Source organism: Polaromonas glacialis (genome assembly GCF_000709345.1).
Taxonomy (GTDB): Bacteria; Pseudomonadota; Gammaproteobacteria; order Burkholderiales; family Burkholderiaceae_C; genus Polaromonas; species Polaromonas glacialis.
The window spans coordinates 243,401-254,633 of the sequence record NZ_KL448323.1 but is presented as its reverse complement, the minus strand read 5'-3'; the positions used below and the strand labels follow the sequence as shown (position 1 = coordinate 254,633).

At 64.0% G+C, this 11,233-nt stretch carries 11 protein-coding genes; 6 read left to right on the top strand and 5 right to left on the bottom strand.

What is annotated here, in order from left to right:
• Nucleotides 1–189: 189 nt before the first annotated feature.
• Complete coding sequence (locus EC86_RS0101570; RefSeq protein WP_232229749.1) at nt 190–1,080, bottom strand: lytic transglycosylase domain-containing protein; 891 nt, start codon at nt 1,078–1,080, stop codon at nt 190–192.
• A 23-nt stretch (nt 1,081–1,103) separates the two neighbouring features.
• Nucleotides 1,104–3,089 carry a DNA topoisomerase IV subunit B gene (locus EC86_RS0101565; protein ID WP_029523959.1) on the bottom strand — a complete coding sequence of 662 codons (1,986 nt, stop codon included), beginning with the start codon at nt 3,087–3,089 and terminating at the stop codon, nt 1,104–1,106.
• A 157-nt stretch (nt 3,090–3,246) separates the two neighbouring features.
• Here EC86_RS0101565 and EC86_RS0101560 point away from each other — a divergent pair, with 157 nt between their 5' ends.
• The 5 genes from EC86_RS0101560 to EC86_RS0101535 all read left to right on the top strand — a co-directional run bounded on the left by EC86_RS0101560 (nt 3,247) and on the right by EC86_RS0101535 (nt 8,280).
• The gene (locus EC86_RS0101560) at nt 3,247–4,488 is read left to right on the top strand and encodes an MFS transporter (RefSeq protein WP_029523958.1); all 1,242 of its coding nucleotides are present in this window, start codon (nt 3,247–3,249) and stop codon (nt 4,486–4,488) included.
• 191 nt (nt 4,489–4,679) lie between these two features.
• The gene (locus EC86_RS0101550) at nt 4,680–5,309 is read left to right on the top strand and encodes a class I SAM-dependent methyltransferase (RefSeq protein WP_051675667.1); all 630 of its coding nucleotides are present in this window, start codon (nt 4,680–4,682) and stop codon (nt 5,307–5,309) included.
• A gap of 92 nt (nt 5,310–5,401) precedes the next feature.
• Nucleotides 5,402–6,286: a 4-hydroxy-tetrahydrodipicolinate synthase gene (dapA, locus tag EC86_RS0101545; protein ID WP_029523956.1), complete on the top strand. Its 885-nt coding sequence runs from the start codon at nt 5,402–5,404 to the stop codon at nt 6,284–6,286.
• A 19-nt stretch (nt 6,287–6,305) separates the two neighbouring features.
• On the top strand, nt 6,306–7,466 hold the full coding sequence (gene bamC, locus EC86_RS0101540) for an outer membrane protein assembly factor BamC (RefSeq protein WP_198026737.1): 1,161 nt from the start codon (nt 6,306–6,308) through the stop codon (nt 7,464–7,466).
• A 40-nt stretch (nt 7,467–7,506) separates the two neighbouring features.
• Complete coding sequence (locus EC86_RS0101535) at nt 7,507–8,280, top strand: MBL fold metallo-hydrolase (RefSeq protein WP_029523954.1); 774 nt, start codon at nt 7,507–7,509, stop codon at nt 8,278–8,280.
• A gap of 52 nt (nt 8,281–8,332) precedes the next feature.
• On the opposite strand, the gene EC86_RS27435 is transcribed toward EC86_RS0101535, so the two are convergent.
• From EC86_RS27435 to EC86_RS0101520, 3 genes are all read right to left on the bottom strand, one after another.
• On the bottom strand, nt 8,333–8,629 hold the full coding sequence (locus tag EC86_RS27435; RefSeq protein ID WP_029523953.1) for a hypothetical protein: 297 nt from the start codon (nt 8,627–8,629) through the stop codon (nt 8,333–8,335).
• A gap of 214 nt (nt 8,630–8,843) precedes the next feature.
• Nucleotides 8,844–9,356: a hypothetical protein gene (locus EC86_RS0101525; RefSeq protein WP_029523952.1), complete on the bottom strand. Its 513-nt coding sequence runs from the start codon at nt 9,354–9,356 to the stop codon at nt 8,844–8,846.
• Nucleotides 9,357–9,393: 37 nt separating this feature from the next.
• Complete coding sequence (locus EC86_RS0101520) at nt 9,394–10,623, bottom strand: JmjC domain-containing protein (RefSeq protein WP_029523951.1); 1,230 nt, start codon at nt 10,621–10,623, stop codon at nt 9,394–9,396.
• A gap of 14 nt (nt 10,624–10,637) precedes the next feature.
• Here EC86_RS0101520 and EC86_RS0101515 point away from each other — a divergent pair, with 14 nt between their 5' ends.
• Nucleotides 10,638–11,162, top strand: a complete 525-nt coding sequence (locus tag EC86_RS0101515) for an FKBP-type peptidyl-prolyl cis-trans isomerase (RefSeq protein WP_029523950.1) — start codon at nt 10,638–10,640, stop codon at nt 11,160–11,162.
• Nucleotides 11,163–11,233 lie beyond the last annotated feature (71 nt).

Genomic DNA, 11,233 nt, shown 5'->3' with positions numbered 1-11,233 from the left:
CAACGGCAAGGCGAAGGAACGCACCTGGCGGATTGATTTGAAAACGGTATCGAGCGGCATTTTCCGGCACATCGCGTACCGCAACAAAAGTAACGAAACGCTCATTGTGGCGGATGAATGGGGGAAATCAGGTGGGCGGCCTTTGCCGGAAAGCTTCAGACACCCCCGGAACTGCGGAAAAATCCGGGCCTACTCGCGTGTCAACTCGGTGCGAGACAGCGGATAGGCCGAATCGGCCAGCGTCGGCATACTGGCGCGTCCGGTGCTGGCGCCCTTCAGTTCCACATGCACCCGGCCGGTCGCGGCCTTGAAGCCGGGAGGCGTCAGGCCGCCGTAGAGCTGCATGACGGTCTTCACGTAGTTCTGGGTTTCGGGGTAGTTTGGAATCCGGTTGCCGGCACGCTGCACCGCGCCTTCGCCGGCGTTGTAGGCGGCCAGGGCCAGTTCCAGCCGGCCCGGGAACATCTTGATCAGATCGGCCAGGTAGCGCGCTCCGGCCCTGATGTTGGTTTTCGGATCGGTCAGCTTTTTTTCAATCGAACCGTCCTTGCCCGCCGTGACGCCGTAGCGCTGGGCGGTCGGCGGTATCAGCTGCATCAGGCCCACCGCACCCTTGGGCGACACGGCAAAGGTGTTGAAGCCGGACTCGGTGGCGATCAGCGCCTTGAGCAGCGAATAGTCGATGCCGTGGGTGTTCGATGCTTCGCGCAGCAGCGGGCTGACCGCCTTGTAGCCTGGCGAGCGTTCGAAAAAAGCCTCCATCCGGGGCGAGAGCACACCGGTACCCGTCATGCCGGCCACGGCAGGCAAAGCGGCCGCGTCCAGACTGCGTTCCTGCGCCTTGCGGGGCACGTCCATCAGGCGGTAGGGTTCGACGCTGTCGCGCAGGAAAAGCTCGTAGCGGTCGTCAAGGCGGCTGGAGGCGAAATGCGGGATGCGGTCCTCGTCCACATAGCCCCAGATGTCGGCACGCGCCGGCGCGGCACTCAAGGCCAGCAACACCAGCGTGGCCAGGATTCCCGCGCGCCGGTAAGGCATCGTCCAGGATTGTTGGATTGTGGCGATTGTTGCGGCGGCCAATGGGGGTAATGGGTCAGTGGTCATCAAATATCAATGTCCACAGCGTCTCCATGCAGTTCCATCAACTCCCTGCGCGCTGCGGCCTCTCCCTTACCCATGAGTTTAGTGATCAGGCTTTCGGTCTGCAAGAAATCCTGGTTACCCAATTGCACCGGCAGCAGGCGCCGGGTGTCGGGGTTGAGCGTGGTGTCCCAGAGCTGCTCGGCGCTCATTTCGCCCAGCCCCTTGAAGCGGCTGATGCTCCAGGCGTTCTCGCGCACGCCGTCCTTGCGCAGCTTGTCCAGAATGGCGGTCAGCTCGCCCTCGTCCAGCGCATAGACCTTGGACGCCGGCTTCTTGCCGCGCGCCGGCGCATCGACGCGAAACAAAGGCGGCCGGGCCACATACACATGGCCGGTTTCGATCAGCTTGGGGAAATGGCGGAAGAACAGCGTCAGCAGCAGCACCTGGATGTGCGAGCCGTCCACGTCGGCATCACTCAGGATGCAGACCTTGCCATAGCGCAGGCCGCTCATGTCGGGCGTATCGTTCGGTCCGTGCGGGTCAACGCCGATGGCCACGGCAATGTCGTGGATCTCGGTGTTGGCAAACAGCCGGTCGCGGTCCACTTCCCAGGTGTTGAGCACCTTGCCGCGCAGCGGCAGCACCGCCTGGCTTTCCTTGTCGCGGCCCATCTTGGCGCTGCCGCCGGCCGAATCGCCCTCGACCAGGAACACCTCGTTGTGCGCCAAATCCTTGCTTTCGCAGTCGGTCAGCTTGCCCGGCAGCACGGCCACGCCCGAACCCTTGCGCTTTTCGACCTTCTGGCCGGCCTTCTGGCGGGTCTGCGCGGCCTTGATGGCGAGTTCGGCCAGCTTCTTGCCGTAATCAACATGCTGGTTCAGCCACAGTTCGAGCGACGGGCGCACGAAGCTGGAGACCAGCCGCACCGCATCGCGTGAATTGAGCCGCTCCTTGATCTGGCCCTGGAACTGCGGGTCCAGCACCTTGGCGCTCAGCACGTAGCTGGCCCGGGCAAACACGTCCTCGGGCATCAGCTTGACCCCCTTGGGCAGCAGCGAGTGAAAGTCGATGAAGCTCTTCACCGCCGTGAACAGGCCGTCGCGCAGCCCGCTTTCATGCGTGCCGCCGGCGCTGGTCGGGATCAGGTTGACGTAGCTTTCGCGCACCGGCTGACCATCCTCGGTAAAGGCCACGCACCAGCTCGCGCCCTCGCCTTCTGCAAAAGTCTCGTGCGCGCTGTCGGCAAAGCCTTCGTTCTCGAACATCGGGATCACCGGGTCGGCGGTGAGCGTCTGCATCAGGTAGTCGCGCAGGCCGCCCTTGAAGACCCAGGTCTGCACGTCCTTGGTTTTCTCGTTCGTCAGCGTGACGGTCACGCCGGGCATCAGCACCGCCTTGCTGCGCAGCAGGTGCGTCAGCTCGGCCATTGGCAGCGCCGATGATTCAAAGTATTTGGCGTCCGGCCAGGCGCGCACCGTGGTGCCGCTCTTGCGGTCGCCGTTGCCGTTGCTGACCGGGCGCACCACCAGCGGCTCGATCACGTCGCCGCCTGAAAAGGCCAGGCTCGCCGCCTTTCCTTCGCGGTAGGAGGTCACTTCAAGCCGCGTGGACAGCGCGTTCGTCACGCTGACGCCCACGCCGTGCAGGCCGCCCGAAAAGCTGTAGGCGCCGCCTTTGCCCTTGTCGAACTTGCCGCCGGCATGCAGCCGGGTAAAGACCAGCTCGACCACCGGCGCCTGCTCTTCCGGATGCATGCCGAACGGAATGCCGCGCCCGTCGTCTTCCACCGTCACCGAGCCGTCGATGTGCAGCGTGACCTTGATCTTCTTGCCGTGCCCGGCGAGCGCCTCGTCGGCCGAGTTGTCGAGCACTTCCTGGATGATGTGCAGCGGATTGTCGGTGCGGGTGTACATGCCCGGGCGCTGCTTGACGGGCTCCAGGCCCTTCAAGACGCGGATCGAGCTTTCGGAATAAGCGGGGGAAGCGGTGATGTTTTTGTCGGCCATGGCAGTTCAAGTGTTGGCTGAATTGTAGACCGGGGCGGCCAAGGAAGCTGTACAAACATACAGCCTTCGAACCCGGCCATTTCCACGCCCAAATCCTGGCAAGTCAACTTTTGCGCAGGCGACTGCCGCTGCAGAACATTTTCGTTAAAGTCTGTACATGACTTCCAGCGCGCTTTCATCCCCCCAAAAACTCTCGATGTTCCAGGTCCTGGCCTGCGGCGCGGCCATTGTCACGCTGTCGATGGGCATCCGGCATGGATTTGGCCTGTGGCTGCAGCCCATCACGCAGGCGCAGGGCTGGACGCGCGAAACCTTTGCCTTTGCGATTGCGGTGCAGAACCTGTCGTGGGGCATCTTCGGCATTTTTGCCGGCATGGTGGCCGACCGCTTCGGCGCCTTCCGGGTGATCGCGGGCGGTGCGGTGCTCTACGCGCTGGGGCTGGCCGGCATGGCGCTGTCGCCGACGGGTTTTCTGTTCACGCTGACGGCCGGCGTGCTGATCGGCGCGGCGCAGGCGGGAACGACGTATGCGGTGATCTACGGCGTGATCGGCCGCAACATCTCGGCCGACAAGCGCTCGTGGGCCATGGGCGTCGCGGCGGCGGCGGGGTCATTCGGCCAGTTCCTGATGGTGCCGACGGAAGGCTTTTTGATCAGCGCGCTGGGCTGGCAGACCGCCCTGCTGGTGCTTGGCGGCGCCGTGCTGCTGATCGTGCCGATGGCGCTGGGCCTGCGCGAAAGCGGTTTTTCCGGCGGCGCGCCTGCCAGGCGCGACCAGAGCATCGGACAGGCGCTGCGCGAGGCGCTGAAGTACCCGAGCTTCCAGATGCTGATGGCGGGCTACTTTGTCTGCGGCTTCCAGGTGGTCTTCATCGGCGTTCACATGCCCAGCTATTTGAAGGACAAGGGGCTGTCGCCGCAGGTGGCCGGCTACGCGCTGGCGCTGATCGGCCTGTTCAACGTCTTCGGCACCTACGCGGCGGGCGTGCTCGGCCAGCGCATGGCCAAGCGAAAAATCCTGGCGACGATCTACCTTTCGCGCGCCGTGGTCATCGCCGTGTTCCTGGCCGCGCCGCTCAGCCCGGCCAGCGTCTACATCTTTTCCAGCCTGATGGGCCTGCTGTGGCTGTCCACGATTCCGCCGACCAACGCGGTGGTCGCGCAGATCTTCGGCATCCAGCACATGTCGATGCTCAGCGGCTTCATCTTCTTCAGCCACCAGATTGGTTCGTTCATGGGCGTGTGGCTGGGCGGCTTCCTGTATGACCGCACCGGCAGCTACGACATCGTCTGGTACATCGCGATTGCGCTGGGGGTGCTGGCCGCGCTGGTGAACCTGCCGGTGCGCGAAACGCCGATTCACCGGAGCAGCCCCGGCGGCTTGCCGCAGGGCGCTTGAGATGCTGCAAAAAACCCTGCTGTGGAGCCTGGCCGTCGTGGCATCGCTGGGCGTGTTTTCCCTGTACACGCGGCCTGATTTCCTGGTGACGCTGGCCAACCAGGTCTGGTCGTGTTTTTAGGCCTTCTTCTCCAGATTTCAAGCCTTTCAGGCCGTTTGCGCAAGCAGGGCGTGCATTAACAGCTGCATAAATGATAGTAAACAAACCTGCTTTTGACGGACTTCGTGCGGACGCGTCGGCGCCTTCCGCCTGGGTTCGGCGCTGGTCGCACCTGGTCACGCCGGGCGGCGTGGTGCTCGACGTGGCCTGCGGCCATGGCCGCCATGCGCGCTGGTTTCATGAACGAAATCACCCTCTGGCGCTGGTGGATCGGGCGCAGGCAGCTATTGAATCCATAGCAATCCCGGCGCCGGCCTGCGAAGCCGTGGTGGCCGACATTGAAAATGGCCCCTGGCCTTTCGCGGGCCGCCAGTTCGATGCGGTGGTGGTCACCAATTACCTGTGGCGGCCCTTGATGCCGACGCTGCTGGACAGCCTGGCACCCGGCGGCGTGCTGATTTACGAAACCTTTACGCAGGGCAATGAAACGGTCGGCAAGCCCTCGCGGCCTGATTTTTTGCTGCGCCCCGGCGAATTGCTGGACATCTTCCGCACACTGCGCATCGTCGCCTTCGAAGACGGTTTTCAGGAGGCGGCGCCTGGACAGGCCGCGCGTTTCGTCCAGCGCATCGCCGCCGTCCGTGAAGCGGCGAATGCGGCGCGTTCAGGCGATGCGCTGCCGGCGACAGCGTCCGGCCCGCCCAGATACCACCTGCGTTGAGCTCTGGGTAGAATGCACATTTGGCTTTTTGGGCCGGCCTTCAACGCCTTGAAGCCGCCCCATCACTCCAGCCATGACGTTACAAGCACGACATGAACCCCATTACTGGCAGCATTGTTGCCCTGGCAACCCCCTTGCATGAAGACGGCAGCGTGGACTACCCCGCGCTGCGCAAACTCGTTGACTGGCACATTGCCGAGGGCACCGACTGCATCGGCGTGGTTGGAACCACCGGCGAATCGCCCACGGTGAACGTCGAGGAGCATTGCGAGATCATCCGCGTCTCAGTCGAGCAGGCCGCCAAGCGGGTGCCGATCATGGCCGGCTGCGGTGCCAACTCCACTGCGGAAGCCATCGAGCTGGCGAAGTTCGCCAAGCAGGTCGGCGCCGACTGCCAGCTGCAGGTCGTGCCCTATTACAACAAGCCGACGCAGCAAGGCCAGTACCTGCACTTCAAGGCGATTGCCGAAGCCGTGGGCGACCTGCCGCTGGTGCTCTACAACGTGCCCGGCCGCAGCGTTGCCGACATGGCGCATGCCACCGTGCTGCGCCTGACCGAAGTGCCGGGCATTGTCGGCATCAAGGAAGCCACAGGCAACATCGAGCGCGCCCAGTGGCTGATCAAGGAAGTGCCCAAGGGCTTTGCGGTTTATTCAGGCGACGACCCGACGGCCGTGGCGCTGATGCTGTGCGGCGGCCAGGGCAATATCAGCGTGACGGCCAATGTCGCGCCCCGGCTCATGCACGAGCTGTGCATGGCCGCCGTGGCCGGCAACGTCAGGCTGGCCATGGAACTGCAGTTCAGACTCCTGCCGCTGCACCGCAACCTGTTCGTCGAGGCCAATCCAATCCCGGTCAAATGGGCCATGGCCCGCATGGGCCTGTGCGGCAACACGCTGCGCCTGCCCATGACACCGCTTGAATCCAGCAACGAAGCTGCCGTCGAGAACGCCCTGCGCGCTTGCGGCCTGATCTGATTTTTAAGGGAACCCCCACGTGAAGACATTGCCGAGAACCCTCCAGCGCCCTGCCCTGCGCAAAGCCCGCAGCGCGGCCGCTCTTTCCGCGCTGGTCGCCGCCAGCCTGCTGGCAGGCTGCTCCACGATCCGGGACACCATGGAAGGCGAGCGGGTCGATTACAAGTCGAGCGGCGCCAAGGGCCCTTCGCTCGATGTGCCGCCCGACCTGACCCAGCTCAGCCGCGACACCCGCTACGTGGTGCCGGGCACGGCCGTCAGCGCCAGCAGCTACCAGCTCGCCCAGCCAACGCAGACCGTCACCACGGCGGCCGCTGCAGTCGGCGATGTACGCATCGAGCGCGCCGGCAACCAGCGCTGGCTGGTCGTCAACCGCCCGGCCGACAAGCTCTGGACGCCGGTGCGCGATTTCTGGCTGGAAAGCGGATTTTTGCTGGCGCAGGACCAGGAAAATCTCGGCATCATGGAAACCGACTATGCCGAAAACCGCGCCAAGCTGCCGCAGGATTTCATCCGCAATGCCCTGGGCAAGGTCTTCGACAGCCTGTACTCGACCGGCGAGCGCGACAAGTTCCGCACCCGCCTGGAGCGCCGGCCCGACGGCGGAACCGAAATCTACATCAGCCACCGGGGCATGGAAGAAATCGTCACCGGCACCAAGAGCGGCGGCAGTTCGGCCAACGGCGACGGCACGATCTGGCAGCCACGCCCGACCGATCCCGAACTCGAAGCCGAGTTCCTGCGCCGCCTGATGGTCAAGCTGGGCGTGACGCAGGAGCAGTCCAAGGCGCTGATTGCCGCAGGCGCCACGGCGCAGACATCGCGCATTGCCATGGTCAACAACCTGCCCGTGGTGCAGATGGACGAAGGCTTCGAGCGCGCCTGGCGACGGGTCGGCCTGGCGCTGGACCGCACCGGCTTCACCGTCGAAGACCGCGACCGCAGCCAGGGCACCTACTTCGTGCGCTATGTCGAGCCGACCGCGGGCAAGGGCGAGCCGGGCTTTTTCAGCAAGCTGTTCAGCGGTTCGGCTGCGGCCGCGATGCCGCTGAAATACCGCATTTCGCTCAAGAGCGAAGGTGAAAAGACCACGGTTTCGGTCCTCAATGCCCAGGGAATGCCTGAATCGTCTGCCAATGCCCAGCGCATTGTCCAGGTGATTGCCGACGATTTGAAGTAAGCCCAGTTCAGGCGGCAGACCAGCAAGCAGTTGATTGGCAGTGTTGCGATTCAGGAGCCTAGGCAGCGGTAGCGGCGGCAACGCCACCCTGGTGGAAGCCGGCGGCCTGCTGCCCTTTCGCCTTCTGGTGGACTGCGGCCTGGGCATCCGGCAACTCGCGGTTCGCCTGGCCCAGGCCGGGCTGCTGCCTGAAAACATCGATGCGGTGTTCATCACCCATGAACATGGCGACCACATCGGCTGCGCGCATGCGCTGGCGCTGCGCCACCGGATTCCGGTCTGGATGAGCCAGGGAACGCATTTGGCCATCGGTTCGCCTGACTTCGACGGCCTCCTGCATACCGCGCGGGACGGAAAAGCGATTGACCTGGGTGGCCTGCAGCTCATGCCCTTCACCGTTCCCCACGATGCCCGGGAGCCGCTGCAGCTCAGTTGCACCGACGGATCGGCCAAGCTGGGCATTGTGACCGACCTGGGCCATGCAACGCCGCATGTGATGGCGCATCTGCAGGCCTGCCATGCCTTGCTGCTGGAATCCAACCACGACACCGACCTGCTGGGCCAGTCGGCGTATCCGCCTTTTTTGAAGCGACGGGTGGGCGGCGACTACGGCCATCTGTCGAATACGGCGGCCGCCGCCATTGCCTGTGCGGTGACCCATGGCGGCCTGAAGCACCTGGTGGCGGCGCACCTGAGCGCCAAAAACAACCGTCCCGGCCTGGTTCAGGGCGTGCTCTCGAACGCCCTGGGCTGCCAGCCCGGCGACATCGTGGTGGCGGGACCGGCCAGCGGGACACCCTGGCTGGCACTTTGAAAATGCCATGAAAAAAGCCGCCCGGAGGCGGCTTTTTTGGAATCAGGAAGTCTTACTTCGCAGCGGATGCAGCAGCACCGGCGGAAGTCGCAGCGCTGCCAGCAGCAGAAGCTGCGTCGGTAGCGGCGCTCACAGCGGCATTGGCAGAGTCGGCAGCGGCCGAAGCGGCACCGGTGGCAGCGGAAGCGGCGCCGGTGGCGGCTGCAGCTGCGGCGGAAGCAGAAGGAGACTCTGCAGGAACAACAACGACGGAAGGCGCAGGTGCAGGCGCAACGACTTCTTCTTTTTTACCGCAAGCGGCCAGGGCAACAGCGGCAACGATAGCGGCCAGTACGAGAGACTTGTTCATTTTTACGATCCTTGATGATATTTAAGAAAACAATTTCCGGAAATTGTCAAAACCCCAAGCTCAAACAAAATTCGAGCGATGTCCTGACCTGTGAGGAAAGGACTCGAGCTCTTTCTACCCAGCCTCAAATTATATGCTGCCGAGCACAAGCATGAAAACCCTTAATTGCTTGAAATAAGTTGTGTTGCGCCCGCCTGCAACCGTAAAACCACACTTACAGTCCGAGAACGGTCGCTGGAAATCCAGCCGAACTGGCTGAAAGGTGCTCGTTGAGGCGCTCTTTCAAAGCAGTGCGCCGGGCAAGGTCCGTACCGGCAACGCCTGTGCAGCGCGGGCTGTCGAGTCGCTCAAACACCCACTCTGGACTCCAGAACGCGCTGGGCAGGCAACCTTTTGAAGCCGCGCCGCTCTTGCGGCACTCGACAACATGCGCCCAAGTTCGCCGCCAGGTGACGAAGCGCGCATGCTGACGCAGAACGGCATCGTAGTTATCGGCCAGCATCGTGAGCTTGCGGCCGCTTTCCGCCCAGTCGTTCAGCGCCTGCGCCACGGCCCGCTCGCCCAGCGGCCAGTCGCCGAAGTCCGGATCGCACCAGATCATTTCGCGCCAGCCCTGCGTTGCGGCCGCAGCCATGGCGTGGCGAACCAGTTCGGCGAATTCACTGCGGCCGCTGAAACGGCCCTCTGGAAGCATCGACGGCGCAGCGCCTGCCTGTCCGGGTGTCATGTTGCTTGCTCCTTGAATTCAGTGGAAGCACAAACCGTCAAGCCTTGCCCGGCAGCGCGGGCTCGCTTTGCTGGAGCCAGCCCGCTTCATGCCAGTCGCCCAGCAAGGCAGTGGCGCTTTTACCGGCCTTGCGCAAGTCGCTCGCCGCCAGACAGCGCTGATTGGCCAGGCGCTGCATCAAGGCGGCATCGGCGCCTTTGGCCCGGTAGCTTTCGCCATTGATGAAGATGTGGTCGCTGTCATACATCATGCGGGTTCGCGCGTCGAGCGCAATGCCTGTCTGGCCGGCCTTGGCGGCTTCGGCATCCCAGGCTTGTCCGGGTTCGTCGAACCAGATGCCCGGCTTGGGCTCGGACATGGATTCCCCTAGCGCGCACGCCAGCGCCAGCGGGTCCTTGAGGGCGTCAAACACCGCCTGCCGGGCAAAATCCGCCAGGCCGGCCGGCATGGCGGCCGGCGTTTCGGTGGCGGGCTGCGCGGGGTCGCGGTACATGCGCCTGGGGACGGCGCGCGTGCCCTCGCTTTCTTCGTCGCACGATTGGGCGGCATCCTCGCCCATTTCAGCCAGCCGGTGCAGCAGGTCGGAGGTCAGTTCGCACTGCACCGGGCAGCGAAAGCCAATCGAATACGTCATGCAGTCAGCGGGTTTTCCATCCGGCCCGACGCTGGCCTCGGCAATACCGTCATGCGCATAGCGCGGCGGAAGGTAGAGCATGTCGCCGGCCTCCAGCACGAATTCCTCGTCGGCCTCGAAGTTCTGCAGGATTTTCAGTGGCACGCCCGGCTGCAGGGAAAAGTCTTTCTGCTTGCCGATTTTCCAGCGCCTGCGGCCGCTGGCCTGGAATAAAAACACGTCGTAGCTGTCAAAATGCGGCCCCACGCCGCCGCCCGGCGTGGCAAACGAGATCATCAGGTCATCCATGCGCGCATCAGGAACGAAACGGAATTGCTGCAGCAGCGCGTGGCCGGCCGGCTCGTGCAAATCCACGCCCTGAACCAGCAGGGTCCAGCCTTGCTGGCCCAGCGGCGGCAGGCTCCGGGCGGCAAACGGCCCCTTCTTCAGGGTCCAGCCATTGTCCTGCTGGACGATCAGGCGCGACTCGACCTCTTCCCGTGAGGCCAGCCTGGTCAGGGCCGCGCGGCTGAGAAACGGCTGGAAGCCGGGGATCGCCTGGCGCACCAGCAGCGGCTTTTTCTGCCAGTGGCGGCGCATGAACTGGGCGGGGGTAAGACCGGCGAGAAGGGAGAGGGGCAAATTGACATCCATGGGACAATTGTCGGATGAAAATCACCCCGCAATGCGTCGTTGCCCTGACCTGGACGCTGAAAGACACTTTGGGCGATGTGCTGGACGAACTGGACGAGCCGGTCGAGTTCCTGCTCGGCGGCAAGGACCTGCTGGCCAGCATCGAGGAAGCGCTGCTCGGCCATGCAGCCGGCGATACGCTGGAGCTGCACCTGGAGCCCGAAAACGCCTTCGGCGACTACGATGAAAACCTGGTGTTCCTGGAGCCGCGCAGCATTTTTCCGGCCGAACTCGAGGAAGGCATGACGTTTGACGGCGCGGCCATGCCGTCGGGCGCCACCGCGCAGATTCCGCCCGAGCACATCTACACCGTGACCGACATCTACCCCGAGCATGTGGTGCTGGACGGCAACCATCCGCTTGGCGGCATTGCCATCCGGCTGGCGCTGAAGGTTGAATCCGTGCGCGAAGCCACCGAGCCGGAAGTCGGCCAGGGTTCACTGGGCACCGGTTTCTTCAAGCTGGAGTCCACGGCGACCGGCAACGACACGCTGCACTGAAAACGGCCGCAGCCACTGGCCCACAAAAAAAGCGGCGCCGCAGATCAAACTGCGGCGCCGCTTTTGCGTCA